This window comes from Klenkia terrae (assembly GCF_037083865.1).
Classification (GTDB): domain Bacteria; phylum Actinomycetota; class Actinomycetes; order Mycobacteriales; family Geodermatophilaceae; genus Klenkia; species Klenkia terrae.
On record NZ_JBAPLV010000006.1, the window covers coordinates 75602 to 92062 of the forward strand.

Consider the following 16461-nt stretch of genomic DNA (forward strand, 5'->3'; position numbering starts at 1 on the left):
GGGGTGGCCCGGCCCGGCCCCGGCTCAACCGCGGGCCCCGGGACGACGAAGGGACGACGTGGACCTCCTACCGACGACCTCGCCGGACGGGCCGTCCGCGGCTGTCCTGGGGGCCGCCGTGGACGAGCTCGAGGCCCTGTCGCGCTTCGAGCAGGACCTGGACCGGACCGGCACGGACGCCGTCCGGGCCGCCGACGCCGCCCGGGCGCTCGGGCTGGTCGACGTCGCGCTGCGCGCGGACCTCGTCGCCGCCGACGTCCGCCGTCGGCAGGGGCACCTCGCCGAGGCCGGCTCGACGGCGCAGTCGGTGCTCCGCTGGGCCGCCGAGCACGGCGCCCCCTACGTCGAGGCCCGGGCGCACTACGTCATGGCCGCCGTGTTCCAGGAGCTGGGCGACCTGGCCCAGGCCCTCGAGCACGCCCTGCACTCCGTCGACCTCCTCGCCGAGGACACCCCGATCCCGGTGCGGATCGACCACCGCAAGCGGCTGGCCGACTGCCTGGGCCTGCAGGGCGACCTGGCCGCCCAGGACCGGTACGCCGAGGTCCTCGTCCTGGCCGAGCGGCTGGGCGACGTGACCCGGCTGATGCAGATCCTCAACAACACCGCCTACACCGCGTCGCTGGGCGGGCTGCACGACGTGGCCCAGGCCGCCGTCGTCCGGCTGCGGGACCTGGCCGCCGCGCACGGCGTCCGGTCCGACCTGGCCACGATGGACACCATCGGCCGGGTGCTGCTCAACGTGGGCCGGCCCGACGAGGCCGAGGCAGCGTTGCGCCCCGGGCTGGACCCGGCGGTGCTCGACGCCTCCCCCGACGGCGACGCCGGGGCGGACTTCCTGCTCACGCACGCCGAGGTGCAGCGCGTCCGCGGGCAGCACGCCGAGGCCCTGGCCTCCCTGCAGGAGTGCATCCGGCGCTGCGAGGCCCACGGGTTGACCGCGATCCGGATCCGCGCCCGCCGGGAGGCGGCGGCGCTGTCGGCCGCCGCGGGCGAGTGGCGCGAGGCCTACGACGAGCACGTGCGCTACGCCGAGGACGCCCTCGCCCTGCAGTCCGAGCAGCGCGACGCCCGCGCCCGGACCCTGCAGGCGATGTACGAGACCACCGAGGCCCGCCAGCAGAGCCGGCGCTACCGCGAGCTCTCGCTCCGCGACGCCCTGACCGGGCTCTACAACCGCCGCCACCTGGACGACGAGCTGCCCGTGCTGCTGGCCGCCGCCGGTGCCGACCGGCCGCTGTCGGTGGGCCTGCTCGACCTGGACCACTTCAAGCTGGTCAACGACACGTGCTCGCACGAGGTGGGCGACGAGGTGCTCCGCCGGGTGGCCCGGGTGCTGGAGGCGACCGCCGCCACCCACCGGCCGGGCTCGTTCGCGGCCCGGATGGGCGGCGAGGAGTTCCTGCTGGTCCTGGTCGACTGCCCGGCCGACGCCGCGCTCGACGTGTTCGAGGAGGTCCGCGCGACCATCGCCCGCCAGCCGTGGGAGGAGCTGACCTGCGGACTGCCGGTGACGGTCAGCGTCGGCGCGGCGATCAGCCCGCACCCGCTGCCGCTGCAGACCGCCGAGCTGCTGTCCCGCGCCGACGCCCGGCTCTACGAGGCCAAGCACGCGGGCCGCGACCGCGTGGTCGGCCCCTCGGGCACGGTCACCGCGGCAACGAACGGCTGATCCCGCGGGCCGCGGCCATCACGCCGCTGATGTTCGGCCGGACGGCGGCGGCGGAGTCCCCGCGCACCACGACCGACAGCGCGGCCACCACGGTGCCGGCCTGCCAGACCGGGGCGGCCACCGACACCGCGTCGTCGGTGACCTGCCGGTCGCTGATCGCGTGCCCGGCCCGGCGCACCTCGGCCAGCACCCGGCGCAGCTGCGCGGGGTCGACCACCGTCTGGCGCGTGTAGCGCTCCAGCGGACCGGCGAGGACGGCGTCCTGCACCGTGGTCGGGGCGTGCGCCAGCAGCACCAGCCCCACCCCGGTCGGCGGCAGCGCGAACCGGCCGCCCACCTGCGTCAGCACGGTGACCGCCCGCCGGGCGGCGAACCGCTCGACGAAGAGCACCTCGTGCCCGTCCCGCACGGCCAGCTGCACGTTCTCGTGGGTGACCTCGTACAGGTCCTCCATGAACGGCAGCGCGACCTCCCGGAGCCCGAGCGCCCGCGGGGCCAGGGCGCCCAGCTCCCACAGCCGCAGGCCGACCCGGTAGCCGCCGTCCTCGTCGCGCTCCAGGCCGCCCCAGGCGGTGAGCTCGGCCAGCAGCCGGTGCGCGGTGGGCAGCGGGAGGCCCACCGCCCGGGCGACCTCGGACAGCGTCAGGCGCGGCCGGTCCCGGGTGAAGGCGTCGAGGACGGCGAGCAGCTTGCCGTTCGCCGTCCTCACCGGCGCAGTGTCACAGCTCCAGCACCAGCTTCGGGCAGGCAGCGCGCGAGACGCAGACGAACATGACGTCGTTGGCCGCCTGCTCGTCGGGGGTGAGCAGGGAGTCGCGGTGGTCGACCTCGCCCTCGAGCACCCCGGTCTCGCAGGTGCCGCAGGTGCCCTCCTCGCAGGAGCTGAGCACCTCGACGCCGTTGTCCCGGAGCACCGCCATGATGCTGAGCTCCGGCGGCACGGTCAGGGTCTTCCCGCTCAGCGACAGCTCGACCTCGAAGGACCCGGTGAGCACGGGCGCGCCGACGTCCTTGGGCGCGAAGCGCTCCACGTGCAGCACCTCGGCCGGGCAGCGCTCCTCGACCGCGGCCAGCAGCGGCTCGGGACCGCAGCAGTAGACCGCCGTGCCCTCGGGCAGGTCGCCCAGGATCGCGTCCAGGTCGAGCAGGCCCACCTCGTCCTGCGGGTGGATCGTGCCCTCCAGCTCGGCGAGGAAGGCCATCGAGCGCCGGCTGCGCCCGCCGTAGTGCAGCTCGTAGGGCACCCCGGCGGCCCGTGCGGCGTCGGCCATCGGCAGGATCGGGGTGATCCCGATGCCGCCGGCGACGAACACGTAGCGCTGCGCCGGCACCAGCTCGAAGTTGTTGCGCGGGCCCTGCACCTGCACCTCGTCGCCCTCGTGCAGGTGGTCGTGCACGTGCGCCGACCCGCCGCGGCCCGCGGGCTCGCGCAGCACGCCGATCCGGTAGCGGCTGCGGTCGGCGGGGTCGCCGCACAGCGAGTACTGCCGGGTGAGCGAGTCGGTGAGCAGCAGGTCGACGTGCGCGCCCGGCGTCCAGGCGGGCAGGTCGGCCCCGGCGGGGTCGGTCAGCTCCAGGACGACGACGCCCTCCGCCCCCTCGGTGCGCCGGGCGACGGCCAGCCGCAGCCGCTGCTCCGTCGTCCCGGCGGCCGCCTCCTGCACGGCGGTCACCGGAGCGGCGTCCGCGGGCCGGCGGCCTGCTCGGGCCGGGCGACCCGGTGCGGCGGCGGCACGTGCACCGCGGCCGTCCCGGCGTCGGGCTCGGCGACCTGGCCCGGGTGGTCGGGGTGCGCCAACAGCCACTGCCACATGCCGATCGGGTCGCCGCCCTCGGCGTGCGCCCCGCAGGAGCACTCCCCCAGCAGCCGGTCGCTGCCGGGCAGCCAGGCCACCCGGGTGACCCGGTCGCCGACCAGGACCCGGGTCGGCGTCGCCGTCGGGCCGGCCGGGACGGTCCGCAACGGGCCAGTCATCGGTCTGGTCATCGAGCCAGGGCCGCGGGGCTCTCGGGCACCTGCTCGGCACCGGCGGCGGCCTGCGCGGCCATGATCCGGCGTGCAGCGAGGCCACCGGTGTCGATGTTGATCGACAGCTCCTGGTAGCCGTCGGGCTCGCCGGCGAGCACCCGCTCCAGGGCGTCCAGGGCGACGACGTCCTGCAGCACGACGGTGCGGTTGCTCTCGCGCAGGAAGTCGCTCACGCCCTCGTCCTCGAGCGCGAAGTCCCGGGCCACGGCCCAGAAGTCGTGCGTCGAGTGCTCGGTCTCGGGCGTGATCGCGTAGACGACCTCGACGTGGAAGCCGCCGGGGTCGGTGCCGTCCTCGTTGGGCAGCGTGCCGACCGGGGCGACCCGGCTGTGCAGCAGGTAGAGGCACGGCGGGTGGAACTCGATGTCCTGCCAGCGCACGATCCGGCCCTCGATGCCCGTGGACTTCGCGTAGAACGGCGGGCAGTCGGCGTCGTCCATGTGCCGGGAGACGTAGACGACCTGGGCGTCCTCGTCGACCTCGGTGGTGATGGGGGTGTTGGCCACCTCGGGCGTGCCGATGTAGCCGCCGTGCAGGTAGGTCTCGTGGGAGAGGTCCATGAGGTTGTCCACCAGCAGGCTGGCCCGGGCGGCGAGGGGCTCCATGCCGCTGACGGTGGTGTAGCCCTCCTGGTCGAGCCAGGGTGCCCGCGGGATCGGCACGGTGTCGCTGCGGTCGTCGTCGCCGATGAACACCCAGACGAAGCTGTCCTGCTCCACAACGGGGTAGCTCTTGAGCCGGGCGGTGCGCGGCACGCGGGTCTGCCCGGGGACGGCGACGCACGTGCCGTCGGCGTCGTAGGTGAAGCCGTGGTAGCCGCAGACGACGGTGTCGCCGACCAGGTGGGAGGGCTTCTCGCTCAGCGGGAAGCGGCGGTGCACGCAGCGGTCGCTCATCGCGGTGGCCGAGCCGTCCTCGCGGCGCCAGAAGAGGATGGACTCCCCGCAGATGGTGCGGCCGAACACCTCCCGGCCGACCTCGCGGCCGTAGGCGGCGACGTACCACTGGTTGCGGACGATCGAGGTCATGCGGGTCCCTCCCGGGCGTCGACGGTGACCGGTCCAGCGTGACCGCTGTCACCGGGACCCGGAAGGCCGCTTCCGCCTCGTGGAAGCACACCCGTGGCCGGGGTCAGGTGGCGGCGCGGCGGCGCAGCTCGGCGCGCTGGACCTTGGCCGACGCGGTCATCGGCAGCTCGTCGACCAGGTGCCAGCGGCGGGGCACCTTGAACGGCGACAGCCGGTCCCGGCACCAGGCCTCGAGCTCGGCCACGTCGACGTCGGCACCGGCCGGCACCACGAACCCGACCACCAGCTCGCCCCACCGCTCGTCCGGCGCCCCGACGACGGCGGCCAGCGCGACGCCCGGGTGGGCGGCCAGCGCCTCCTCCACCTCGACCGGCGACACGTTCTCGCCGCCGGTCTTGATCATGTCCTTGAGCCGGCCGACCACCCGGCAGGCCCCGGACGCCGACATCTCGGCCAGGTCGCCGGTGTGCAGCCAGCCCTCGTCGTCCAGCGCGGGCACCGGCGGGTCGGCCAGGTAGCCGTCGGTGAGCCGGGCGCCCCGCACCCACAGCTCGCCGGGCTCCCCCACCGGCACCGGGACGCCGTCCGGCCCGCAGATCCGCACCTCGGTGCCGGCCAGCGGCCCGCCGACGGTGCCCCGCCGCACCTCGTCGGGGTCGCCCGGACCGGTCATCAGCGCCGACCCGCACGTCTCGGTCATCCCGAACGTCGTCGCCAGCCGGGCGCCGAAGGCCGCCTCGACCCGGTCCACGAACGCCGGGGTCACCGTCATCCCGCCGGTGAACAGCACCGCCAGGTCGGGCAGGTCGGGCACGCCCTCGCTCACCAGCAGGTCCAGCAACGTCGGGGCCGCCGACAGCATCGTGACCCGCGACGACGCCAGCACCTCGAGCACCGGCCCCGGCGCGAACGGCAGCACCACGTGGTCGGCCCGGGCCCACAGCGCACCGACGACGCCCAGCACGTTGCCCGCGGTGTGGAACAGCGGCATCGGGTTGCACCACACCCGCCCGGCGGTGGGACCCAGCCGGTCGGCGAACGCCGCCCCGGTGGCGACCATCCCGGCGTGGGTGATCCGCACGCCCTTGGCCCGCCCCGTCGTCCCGGAGGTGAACTGCACCTGGGCCAGCGAGTCCGGCGCCACCTCGGGCAGCGCGCCCGGCGGCGCCAGCAGCGACCGCCAGTCGGCCACCACCTGCACCCCGGGGACGGCGGCGCAGAACTCGGCACCCGGGCCGTCCGCGACCGCGACCCGCGCCCCGGCCAGGGTCAGCGCGTGCTCGACCTCGGCCGGGCGGGACCGCGGGTTGACCGGCACCAGCGTCTGCCCGGCCAGCGCCACGCCGAGCTGGACAAGCACCGGCGCCGGGCCGTTGGCCAGGCAGGTGGCGACCCGGGCACCCGGTCCGGCCAGCTGCAGCAGGCCGGTGGCCAGCGACGTCGCGTCGGCGAGCAGCCGCGCCGCGCTCCAGCTCTCCCCGGTGGCCGGGGTGGTCAGGAGGACGTCGTCCGGCCCCAGCTCGACCGCCCGGCGGAGGACGTCGCCCAGGACGCCCCCCGCCGGACCGGTCGCCGGCGCCCGCAGCTCGCTGGTGACGAGCGCGGGCACCGGTCAGCCCCCGTAGGAGAAGGACTCGGCGCTGGGACCGCTGACCTGGTCGAGCAGCTCCAGGCCGGCCTCGGCGTCCGCGCTGACCTTCGACACGAAGACCGTGGTGGTCGGCGACTGGCCGACCTCGGAGTAGTCCAGGCCGTCGGGCAGCAGGCCCTCGGTGTCGGTCGAGCTGCTGTCGCGGAACGCGGCGACAACGCCCTCCGGGGTCAGGTCACCGGCCTCGCAGGCACCCTCGAGCGCCTGCTTGAGCAGCTCGGCCTGCACGTAGGCCAGCGGCACCTCCCAGCCCAGCGCACCGTCCGGGTCGGCCGACGCGTAGAGTTCGTTGGCCGCCTGCACGCCGGCGGAGTCGGGGTTGGCGTAGGGCGAGATGCTGGTCATCGAGTACGCGTTGGCCAGCAGCGCGTCGGCGGCCGGGGTGGTCAGCAGCGAGGGGTTGAACGTCGGGTTCATGCCGATGATCGGCACGTCGGCGCCCTGCGAGGCCAGCACGCCGGCCAGCGAGGCGAACTGGGTCGGGGCGGCGGCGAGCACCACACCGGCCACGTCGGCCTGGGCCAGCGCGGAGGCCTGCGCGGACAGGTCGGTGGTGGCCGGGGTGATCTCCTGGGCCAGGATCTCCACCCCGCGCTCCTGCGCCGCGTGCTCGGCGCCGGCCAGGGCGTCCCCGCCGTAGTCGCCGGTGAAGTAGACGACGCCGATGGTCGAGCCCTCGGGCACGTCCAGGTCGTCGAGCATGTAGTCCACGGCGTTGGCGGCCTGGATGGCGTTGGAGGCACCGGGCAGCTGGTTGTTCTCGAAGGCCAGCGCCGAGCCGGCCCAGCCGACCCCGCCCACGTAGAGGGAGTCCTGCTCGGCCAGCGGCAGCACCGCGGAGCTGGTCGGGCCGCCGAGCACCTGCTGCAGCGCGACGACGTCGGGGGCCATCGAGCGGTAGAGGGTGACCGCGCGCTGCGGGTCGTAGCCGTGGTCCTGCACGTCCACGGTCACGTCGCGGTCGCAGATCCCGCCGTCGGCGTTGACCTGGTCCCAGTAGGCCTGGGTCTCGGTCACCTGGACGGCGGCACCGGCGGCGAACGGGCCGGAGAGGTCGGTGAGCATCCCGATGGTCATCTCGCTGTCGGTCACCCCGTTGCCGGTGGCGACGTCGTCCCCACCGCCCTCACCGGAGGACGACGACGGGGCGGTGGTGCTGCACGCCGCCAGCGCCAGGGCGGCGGCGGACAGCGTGGCGGCGGCGCGGAGGCGGTGCTTCATCGGGTGGTCTCCTTCGACCGGGATGGTTCGGCGACGGCCGGCTGGCCGACGGCGGGGGTGGGGCGCAGGCGGGCACGGAGCCGGCGGGCGGCACCGGCCAGCCCGCCGCGGAGGAACACCAGGACGGCGATGATCGCCAGCCCGTAGACGATCCGGGCGGCGGTGGAGGGGTCCAGCCCGCCCGAGCCGGGGGCGGCCAGGAACGGCAGCGCCGAGCTGTACTGGGCCAGCACCAGCGGGAGCGAGGTCACGAAGACCGCCCCGACGACGGCGCCGGCCACCGAGCCCAGCCCGCCCAGCACGATCATCACCAGGAAGTCGACCGAGGCGGTCAGGCTGAAGACGTCGGGGGCGACCCGGCCGTAGGCCAGCGCCAGCATCGCGCCGGCCACCCCGGCGTAGGCCGAGGAGACGACGAACGCCGACCGCTTGGCCCCGGCGACCCCGATGCCCATGGCGGCGGCCGCGGTCTCGGAGTCCCGGACGTTGGCCCAGGCCCGCCCGGTCCGGCCGGCCCGCAGGTTCGACGCCAGCCAGATGGCCACCACCGCGAGCAGGAGGAACAGGTACCAGAGCCGGTGCAGGCCGCTGAACTCCACGCCGGCGATCGCCAGGTAGTCGGGGTCCCGGTTGCTGAAGCTGAAGCCCAGGACCGCGAAGGGCTCCACCGAGCGGCCGACGAACCCGCCGGTCCACTGGTCCAGGTTCACCAGCAGGTGCCGGACGACGAAGACCAGCCCGAGGGTGGCCAGGCCCAGGTAGATGCCGCGCAGCCGCCCCGCGATCGGGGAGAACGCCGCACCGACGCCGGCGCTGACCACGGCGGCGAGCACCAGGCCCAGCACCGGGGGCAGGCCGAGGCCGGAGACCGACGTCGTCGACTCCCCGGTGGACCAGGCGAACACGTAGGCCCCGATCGCGGCGAAGGCGGCGTGGCCCAGGGACAGCTGGCCGGCCACGCCCACCAGCAGGGTCAGCCCGACCGCACCGATGGCGGTGGCCATGACGAACAGGCCGGTCTGCAGCCAGAAGTCGCTCATGACCAGCGGCAGGGCCAGGGCGACGAGCAGGAGCACCAGCCCGCTGATCCGGCGAGGGAGGTCAGACACGGACGGCCTCCTTGCTGCCCAGCAGGCCCGAGGGCCGCACGAGCAGGACGACGATCATGACGACGTACGGGGCGACCTCGCCGAACCCGGACCCCAGGAAGGGCTCCAGGTCGGACTCGTAGCCGGTGACCAGCGCGCTGGTGAGCCCGATGAGCAGCCCGCCGATGACCGCGCCGGGCACCGAGTCGAAGCCGCCGAGCACCCAGGCCGGGATGGCCGCGAAGGCGCTGAGCGCGACGGTCGGCGCCACGCCGGGGGCCGGGAAGGAGGTGAGGAAGATGCCGGCGACGGCGGCCAGCACCCCGGCCAGCGCCCACCCGGTGGCCGCGGTGCGGGACAGCCGGATGCCCATGAGGGAGGCGGTCGGCCCGTCGGCGGCCGCGGCCCGCATGCCCACGCCCAGGTCGGTGCGGGAGAACAGGTACCAGAGCGCACCGAAGGCGACCACCGTGACGCCGGCGGCGAGCACGCGTCCGGTGGGCAGGGAGACGTCGCCGAACCGGACCACCGAGGCACCCCACGGCGCGCCCAGGGTGAGCACCTGGTTGCCGATCCGCCGGGTCAGCTCGGTGAGCAGCACGATGTCCACGCCGAGCATGAGGATCGCCGCGGTGTCGGGCTTCTTGTCCGCCAGGTTGCGCACCAGGACGGCGTTGATGGCCACCCCGACGAGCGCGGCCCCGGCCAGCCCGACCAGCACCGCGGGCCAGAACCCGATGCTGTCGTGCAGCACGGCGACCAGGTAGGCGCCCAGCAGCACGATCGAGCCGTGCGCGAAGTTGAGCACCCCGGTCGAGGTGAACACGATCGCGAACCCGGCGGCGATGAGGCTGAGCACCAGGCCGTAGGACAGCCCGTTCAGCACCTGCTCGAGGAGGTAGCTCATGCGGCGGCCGCTCCCAGGTAGGCCCGGAGCACCTCGGGGTCGCGCTGCACGGCGGCCGGCGTCCCCTCGGCGATCTTCTTCCCGAAGTCCAGGACGGTGACCTGCTCGGCCAGCCCCATGACGAAGGGCATGTCGTGCTCGACCAGCACGATCGACAGCCCGAGGTCCCGGCGGACCTGGCGGATGGTCTCGGCCATCTCCTGCGACTCCCCGTGGGTCATGCCGGCGACCGGCTCGTCGAGCAGCAGCAGCGAGGGCCGCGCGGCCAGGGCCCGGCCCATCTCGACCCGCTTGCGGTCGCCGTAGGCCAGCGTGTGCACCGGGGTGCGCAGCAGGTGCGCGATCCCCAGCATCTCGGCGATCCCGCCGACGGTCTCGCGGTGCTCGCGCTCCTCGCGCCGGGCACCGGGGAGCCGGAGCATGCCGGGCACCAGGCCACGGCGCATCAGCCGGTGCCGGCCGACCAGCAGGTTGTCCTCGACGGTGTCCTCGAGGGCCAGCGAGATGTTCTGGAAGGTCCGGGCCACGCCCAGCCCGGCGACCCGGTCCGGCCGCAGCGCGGTCAGCTCGGCGTCCCCGTAGTGCACGGCGCCCTCGGTGGCCCGGTAGGTGCCGCCCAGCACGTTGACCAGCGTGGACTTGCCCGCGCCGTTGGGCCCGATCAGCGCGTGCACGGTGCCGGGCTCGACGGTGAAGGAGACCTCGCTGAGCGCGGTGATGCCGCCGAACCGCACGGTCAGGCCCTCGACCCGCAGCCGCTGCGGCGGCTCGGCGGTGGGGATCGCCGGCTCGCTCTCGACCACCTCGGTGGCCACCACGGGGACGGCGACGCCCAGGTACCGCTCCTGCACGTCGTCGCTGGCGGCCAGCTCGTCCGCCGTCCCCGACGCGGTGACCCGGCCGATCTCCAGCACCGAGGCGGCGTGCGCGACCCGCAGGCCCATCACCGCGTTCTGCTCGATCAGCAGGACGGCGGTGCCCTGCCGGTTGATCTCGGTGACGATCTCGCCGATCTGGTCGACCAGCAGCGGGGCCAGGCCCAGGCTCGGCTCGTCGAGCAGCAGCAGCTGCGGCGAGGCCATGAGCGCCCGGCCCATCGCCAGCATCTGCTGCTGGCCGCCGGACAGCAGGCCACCGGGCTGGTCGCGGCGCTCGGCCAGGATCGGGAACAGGTCGAACACCCGGTCGCAGGCCTCGGCGCGGGCCGCCTTGTCCCGCACGGTGTACCCGCCGGCCCGGAGGTTCTCGGCCACGGTCAGGTCGCGGAAGATCCGCCGTCCCTCGGGCACCTGGACCAGCCCGCGCCGGACGACGTCCGCGGCGTCGGCCCCGGCGAGGTCCTGCCCGGCGAAGGTGATCGTGCCGCCGGTGACCGCGCCGCCGTAGGGCTGCAGCGACCGGGAGACCGCCCGCAGCAGCGAGGTCTTGCCGGCCCCGTTGGACCCCAGGACGGCGACGACCTGCCCGGGCGCGACGGTCAGCGAGACGTCGGACAGCGCGGTGATCGTCCCGTCGTAGACGACGTCGAGGTGCTCGACGGACAGCAGCGGTGCGGACATCGATGTCCTTCACGATCGACTGGGGTGTTCCAGGTCACGAGAAAGCTAGAGAAAACCTCTACGTCCGTCAAGAAGTTGTCTACCTTTCGTCGGACCTGGTGCAGCTGTGCTGGGATCTGCGGGACCGAGGAGGCACATGGACGGGCCCGGGCCGGGGGCGGCGCACCGCCCGCAGGCGCTCCTGCTGAACTTCCTGGGCTCCCAGGTGCTCGACGCCGACCTGCCGCCGCTGCCGTCGTCCACGCTGCTGGACGTGCTCGCCGACCTCGGCGTGGCCGAGGCGGCCGGGCGGGCGACGCTGCAGCGGATGGTCCAGCGCGGCCTGCTCGCCCGCGGCCAGGTCGGCCGGACGGCGGAGTACTCGCTGACCCCGCGGATCGAGGCGGTGCTGCGCCGGGCCGACCGCCGGGTCAGCTCCCCGACCCCGTTCGAGCACCCGCCCGGGGAGTGGACGCTGCTCAGCTACTCGGTGCCCGAGACCCAGCGGGTGCTGCGGCACCGGGTGCGCGGCGCGCTGGCCTGGGCCGGGTTCGGCGGGCTGCGCGACGGCCTGTGGATCGCCCCGGGCACCGTCGACGTGGCCGCCGTCCTCGGCGACCGGGGGCTGGCCGAGGCGACCGGGCTGGCCGACGCGTTCGGCGCCCGTCCCCTGCCGGGCACCGACGTCGACGGGATGGTGCGGCGGGCCTGGGACGTCCCCGCGGTGCGCGCCGCGCACCTGCGCTTCACCGAGACCTGGGGCGGTCCGCCCCCGGTCGCGGGCTCGATGGCCCAGCTGACCCTGCTCGGCGCGGACTGGCTGGACCTGCTGCAGGCCGACCCCGGGTTGCCGGCGCAGAACCTGGGCCCGGACTGGCCCGCCGCGGCCAGCGCCGCCACCTACCGGCGCGCCCGCACCGCGCTGGAGCCGGCCGCCCGGGCCGCGCTGGAGCGCAGCCTGCGCGCCACCGGCCGCGTCGCCTGACCCCGCCGGCCCCGGGTCAGCCGGCCGCGGTCCAGATGCGGGTGAGCATGTCCCGCAGCCGCTCGCGCTCGGCCTCGGCGAGCAGGCCCAGCGGCACCTCGACCGCCTCGGTCGCCGCGCGCTCGGCGTCGGCCCGCACCCGCCGGCCGGCGTCGGTGGCCACCACCAGCCGGGTGCGCCGGTCGGCCTCGGACGGCCGGCGCTCGACCAGCCCGGCACCGGCCAGCTCGTCGACCAGCAGCACCACCTGGGACGGGTCCAGCCCCAGGACGTCGGCCAGCTCGCGCTGGGTCACCCCGTCCGCGGCGTCGCAAGCCAGCACCAGCACCGAGTACTGGCGCACCCGCAGCCCGTGCGAGGTGAGCGCGGCGTTGGTCGCCCGGACGACGGCGCCGCTGGCGCGGGAGAGCAGGAACCCCAGGTCGTCGGTCAGCGGGTGACCCATGAACACCTCCATCGTTGACAACCTCCATGATACCGACCTACGGTCCGGGCACCACCCCCTGCACCGAGGAGAACCCGTGGAGCTGACCGGCAAGGTCGCCGTCGTCACCGGATCCGGCCGGGGCCTCGGCCTCGCCTACGCCCAGGAGCTGGCCCGCCGCGGCGCAGCCGTCGTGGTCAACGACGTGGACGCCGAGGTCGCGCAGGCCGCCGTCGACGCGATCACCGCCGACGGGGGCAGCGCCGTCGCCGAGGTCGTGCCCGTCGGGTCCAGCGAGGCCGCCCAGGCCCTGGTCGACCGCGCCGTCGCCGAGTTCGGCCGGCTGGACGTGCTGGTCAACAACGCCGGCATCCTGCGCGACACCACGCTGTGGAAGATGACCGACGAGCAGTTCGACGCGGTCATCACCACCCACCTGCGCGGCACCTTCACCTGCACCCGCGCCGCCGCGGTCAAGCTGCGCGAGCAGGGCGAGGGCGGCCGGATCATCTGCATCGGCTCCCCCACCGGCCAGGTCGGCAACTTCGGCCAGACCAACTACGCCGCGGCCAAGGCCGGCATCGTCGGCATGGTGCGCACCTGGGCGATGGAGCTGGCCCGGGCGCAGATCACCGTGAACGCCGTCGTCCCGGTGGCCGCCACCGCGATGACCGAGACGGTGCCCTTCCTGGAGCCCTACGTCACCGCGCTGAAGAACGGCGACCCACTGCCGCCCTACGCCCGCAAGCAGCTGGGCTTCGGGTCGGCGCAGGACGTCGCCGGGCTGATCGCCTTCCTCGCCTCCGACGAGGCCGCCGGCATCACCGGCCAGGCCATCGGCATCGGCGGCGACCGGCTGGCGCTGTGGACCCACCCGGTCGAGACCGTCGTGGAGTTCGCCGACGGCACCGGCTGGTCGGCCGAGGCCATCGCCGACGCCTGGGGCCCCACGTTCGAGGCCTCGAAGCAGACCGTCGGCCAGCAGTTCGAGCCGGAGTCCTGAGATGGCCCTGCAGCTGGACCTGGACGCCCTGGTCGCCATCGACGTGCACACCCACGTGCACGCCGACACCCACGGCCACCTGGCGCTGGACGACGAGCTCAACGCCGCGGCCGCGAAGTACTTCAAGGGCGACCCCTACGACCCCACCGTCCCGGACATCGCCGCGGACTACCGGGCCAAGAACATGGCCGCGGTCGTGTTCACCGTGGACATCGAGCACGCCACCGGCCACCCGGCGCTGAGCAACGAGGAGATCGCCGACCTCGCCGCCCAGCACCCCGACGTCCTGATCCCGTTCGGGTCGGTCGACCCCGCCCGCGGCGCCAAGGGCATCGCGCTGGCCCGGAAGCTGGTGACCGAGCACGACGTCCGCGGGTTCAAGTTCCACCCGTCGATCCAGGCCTTCGAGCCCAACGACCGCGCGGTCTACCCCCTCTACGAGGAGCTGCAGAACCTCGGCGTCCCGGCGCTGTTCCACACCGGCCAGACCGGGATCGGCGCCGGCCTGCCCGGCGGGCGCGGCATCAAGCTGCGCTACTCCGACCCGATGCTGCTGGACGACGTCGCCGCCGACTTCCCCGGGCTGACGATCATCATGGCGCACCCCTCGGTGCCCTGGCAGGACTCCGCGATCTCGATCGCCACGCACAAGGCCAACGTCTACATCGACCTGTCCGGCTGGTCGCCGAAGTACTTCCCGCCGCAGCTGGTCAAGGCCGCCAACGGCCTGCTCAAGCGCAAGGTGCTCTTCGGGTCGGACTACCCGTTGCTCAAGCCCGAGCGCTGGATGGCCGACTTCGAGACCCTCGACATCAAGCCCGAGGTCAAGCCGCTGATCTTCAAGGAGAACGCGATCCGCGCCCTGGGGCTGAGGTGAGGAATGCCGGCCTGGGCTCGTGGCCCGAGCGGCACCTGCGCAGCTCCGCGCACAAGCCGGCTCTGTGGTTCGAGGGCACGACGACGACGCACGGCGAGTTCGCGCTGCGGGTGCGCCGCGCCGCGGCGGCGCTGGCCGGGCTCGGCGTCCAGCGCGGTGACCGGGTGGCCTGGCTCGGCGCCAACCACCCGGCCGGCCTGGAGACCCTCTACGCCTGCGGCCAGCTCGGGGCGATCTGGGTGCCGGTCAACGCCCGGCTCACCCCGCCCGAGGCGAAGTACGTGCTCGAGCACTCCGGCGCCACGCTGGTCGTGCACGGGCGGGAGCACGGGACGACGGCCGACGCCCTCCGCGAGGCGCTCCCCGCCGTCCGCACCTGGGTGGCCGGTGAGACCCCGCTGGCCGGCGGCGCCGACTCGCTGGACTGGCAGCAGCTGCTCGCCGGTGCCGAGCCGGTGCAGCGGGACGAGCCGGTCACCCTCGACGACGTCTGCCTGATCATGTACACCTCCGGGACCACCGGCCGGCCCAAGGGCGCGGTCCTGACCCACGGGAACATGACCTGGTCGTGCATGAGCCAGGTGCTCGGCTTCGACTTCGCCCCGGACGAGCGGACCCTCGCGCTGGCGCCGCTGTTCCACATCGGCGGGCTGAACGGGACGCTCAACCCCACGCTCATGCGCGGCGGCTGCGGCGTGCTGGTGCGTGGTTTCGACCCGCCGGCGACCCTGGCGGTCATCGCCGAGCAGCGGGTGACGTCGTTCTTCGCCGTCCCCACGATGCTCGACGCGCTCAGCCGCCAGCCGGACTTCGCCACCCTCGACCTGTCGGCGTTGCGCACCATCGGCGCGGCCGGGGCGCCGCTGCCGCTGCCGCTGCTGCGCACCTGGCTGGACCGGGGGATCACCGTGCAGCAGGCGTACGGGATGACCGAGTCGGCGCCGGCCGGCACCGCGCTGGACAGCGCCGACGCGGCGGACCACGTCGGGTCGGCCGGCAAGCCGCAGTTCTTCACCGACGTCAAGGTCGTGCGACCGGACGGGACGACCTGCCCGCCCGGCGAGGTCGGCGAGATCGTGCTGTCCGGGCCGAACATCATGGCCGGCTACTGGAACGCACCGGAGGCCACCGCCGCGGCGATCGTCGACGGCTGGTACCACTCCGGGGACGCCGGCTCCACCGACGAGGACGGCTACCTCTACATCCGCGACCGGTACAAGGACATGATCATCTCCGGCGGGGAGAACGTGTACCCGGCCGAGGTGGAGTCCACGATGCTGGAGCTGCCCGAGGTGTCCGAGGTCGCCGTCATCGGTGTCCCGGACCCGCACTGGGGCGAGGTCGGCCTGGCCGTCGTCGTCCCGACCCCCGGGGCGGTGCAGGACGCCGAGGCGCTGCGCGCCGCGCTGCGGGAGAAGCTGGCCGGGTTCAAGGTGCCCAAGCAGGTGCGGTTCGTGACCGAGCTGCCCAAGACCGCCACCGGCAAGATCCGCAAGCCCGACCTGAGATCCACGTACTCACCGAGGAGTGACGCATGACCACCACCACGACGATCGCCGAGATCGCCGGCCTCCAGGGCACCGAGCTGGGCACCAGCGACTGGTACGAGATCACCCAGGAGGCGGTCAACACCTTCGCCGACGCCACCGGTGACCACCAGTGGATCCACGTCGACGTCGAGCGGGCCAAGGCCGAGAGCCCCTTCGGCGGCCCGATCGCCCACGGGTTCATGACCCTCTCGCTGGCCGTCCCGCTCGCCACCGCGACGTACACGATCAGCGACGCGGTGATGGGCGTGAACTACGGCCTCAACAAGGTCCGCTTCCCCGCCCCGGTCCCGGTCGGCTCGCGGGTGCGCGCGACGACCACGCTGAAGTCGGTCGAGGAGGTCGCCGGCGGGGTGCAGAACACCATCGCCGTCGTCATCGAGCGCGAGGGCGCCGACAAGCCGGTCTGCATCGCCGAGTGGGTCACCCGCGCGTACGGCGCACCCGCCTCCTGACCCCGCACACGACGGCATGGGAGCCCATGCACCCGG

16 protein-coding genes are annotated in these 16461 nt (G+C 74.4%); 6 read left to right on the top strand and 10 right to left on the bottom strand.

Going from position 1 to position 16461, the window contains the following annotated elements; genetic code table 11:
* The first annotated feature begins 58 nt into the window (after window positions 1–58).
* Complete coding sequence (locus UXQ13_RS07675; RefSeq protein WP_225234136.1) at window positions 59–1672, top strand: tetratricopeptide repeat-containing diguanylate cyclase; 1614 nt, start codon at window positions 59–61, stop codon at window positions 1670–1672.
* Here the strand turns inward: UXQ13_RS07675 and UXQ13_RS07680 are convergent.
* The 9 genes from UXQ13_RS07680 to UXQ13_RS23740 form a co-directional block, all read right to left on the bottom strand.
* Window positions 1650–2381, bottom strand: a complete 732-nt coding sequence (locus UXQ13_RS07680) for an IclR family transcriptional regulator (protein ID WP_225234135.1) — start codon at window positions 2379–2381, stop codon at window positions 1650–1652. The genes UXQ13_RS07675 and UXQ13_RS07680 overlap by 23 nt on opposite strands.
* A gap of 10 nt (window positions 2382–2391) precedes the next feature.
* On the bottom strand, window positions 2392–3345 hold the full coding sequence (locus UXQ13_RS07685) for a PDR/VanB family oxidoreductase (protein ID WP_225234134.1): 954 nt from the start codon (window positions 3343–3345) through the stop codon (window positions 2392–2394).
* The gene (locus UXQ13_RS07690; protein ID WP_336392117.1) at window positions 3342–3647 is read right to left on the bottom strand and encodes a hypothetical protein; all 306 of its coding nucleotides are present in this window, start codon (window positions 3645–3647) and stop codon (window positions 3342–3344) included. Before UXQ13_RS07690 ends, UXQ13_RS07685 begins: the two co-directional genes overlap by 4 nt.
* An 8-nt stretch (window positions 3648–3655) precedes the next feature.
* Window positions 3656–4729 (bottom strand): aromatic ring-hydroxylating dioxygenase subunit alpha, encoded by a 1074-nt coding sequence (locus UXQ13_RS07695; RefSeq protein ID WP_336392118.1) that lies wholly within the window; start codon window positions 4727–4729, stop codon window positions 3656–3658.
* Window positions 4730–4832: 103 nt separating this feature from the next.
* Window positions 4833–6338, bottom strand: coding sequence for a class I adenylate-forming enzyme family protein (locus UXQ13_RS07700; RefSeq protein ID WP_336392119.1), 1506 nt, complete (start codon window positions 6336–6338; stop codon window positions 4833–4835).
* Window positions 6339–6341: 3 nt separating this feature from the next.
* Entirely contained in the window at window positions 6342–7601 is a 1260-nt protein-coding gene (locus tag UXQ13_RS07705; protein WP_225234130.1) for an ABC transporter substrate-binding protein, read from the bottom strand.
* Complete coding sequence (locus UXQ13_RS07710) at window positions 7598–8710, bottom strand: branched-chain amino acid ABC transporter permease (RefSeq protein ID WP_336392120.1); 1113 nt, start codon at window positions 8708–8710, stop codon at window positions 7598–7600. The genes UXQ13_RS07705 and UXQ13_RS07710 overlap by 4 nt, the downstream gene beginning before the upstream one ends.
* Window positions 8703–9596, bottom strand: a complete 894-nt coding sequence (locus UXQ13_RS07715) for a branched-chain amino acid ABC transporter permease (protein WP_225234128.1) — start codon at window positions 9594–9596, stop codon at window positions 8703–8705. The genes UXQ13_RS07710 and UXQ13_RS07715 overlap by 8 nt, the downstream gene beginning before the upstream one ends.
* On the bottom strand, window positions 9593–11155 hold the full coding sequence (locus UXQ13_RS23740; RefSeq protein WP_225234127.1) for an ATP-binding cassette domain-containing protein: 1563 nt from the start codon (window positions 11153–11155) through the stop codon (window positions 9593–9595). Before UXQ13_RS23740 ends, UXQ13_RS07715 begins: the two co-directional genes overlap by 4 nt.
* A 136-nt stretch (window positions 11156–11291) precedes the next feature.
* On the opposite strand from UXQ13_RS23740, the gene UXQ13_RS07730 reads away from it, so the two are divergent.
* Entirely contained in the window at window positions 11292–12119 is an 828-nt protein-coding gene (locus tag UXQ13_RS07730) for a PaaX family transcriptional regulator (RefSeq protein ID WP_225234126.1), read from the top strand.
* A 16-nt stretch (window positions 12120–12135) separates the two neighbouring features.
* Here UXQ13_RS07730 and UXQ13_RS07735 read toward each other — a convergent pair whose 3' ends face one another.
* Window positions 12136–12564 (bottom strand): MarR family winged helix-turn-helix transcriptional regulator, encoded by a 429-nt coding sequence (locus tag UXQ13_RS07735; RefSeq protein WP_225234125.1) that lies wholly within the window; start codon window positions 12562–12564, stop codon window positions 12136–12138.
* Between the two features lie 76 nt (window positions 12565–12640).
* On the opposite strand from UXQ13_RS07735, the gene UXQ13_RS07740 reads away from it, so the two are divergent.
* Genes UXQ13_RS07740 through UXQ13_RS07755 form a run of 4 tightly spaced genes read left to right on the top strand, consistent with a single transcriptional unit; the run spans window position 12641 to window position 16425 of the window.
* Complete coding sequence (locus tag UXQ13_RS07740; protein WP_225234124.1) at window positions 12641–13546, top strand: SDR family NAD(P)-dependent oxidoreductase; 906 nt, start codon at window positions 12641–12643, stop codon at window positions 13544–13546.
* A 13-nt stretch (window positions 13547–13559) separates the two neighbouring features.
* The gene (locus UXQ13_RS07745) at window positions 13560–14423 is read left to right on the top strand and encodes an amidohydrolase family protein (RefSeq protein WP_318250073.1); all 864 of its coding nucleotides are present in this window, start codon (window positions 13560–13562) and stop codon (window positions 14421–14423) included.
* A complete protein-coding gene (locus tag UXQ13_RS07750; protein ID WP_225234122.1) occupies window positions 14420–15961 on the top strand; it encodes an acyl-CoA synthetase in 1542 nt (513 codons plus the stop codon). Before UXQ13_RS07745 ends, UXQ13_RS07750 begins: the two co-directional genes overlap by 4 nt.
* A complete protein-coding gene (locus UXQ13_RS07755) occupies window positions 15958–16425 on the top strand; it encodes a MaoC family dehydratase (RefSeq protein WP_225234121.1) in 468 nt (155 codons plus the stop codon). The genes UXQ13_RS07750 and UXQ13_RS07755 overlap by 4 nt, the downstream gene beginning before the upstream one ends.
* The last annotated feature ends 36 nt before the right edge of the window (window positions 16426–16461 follow it).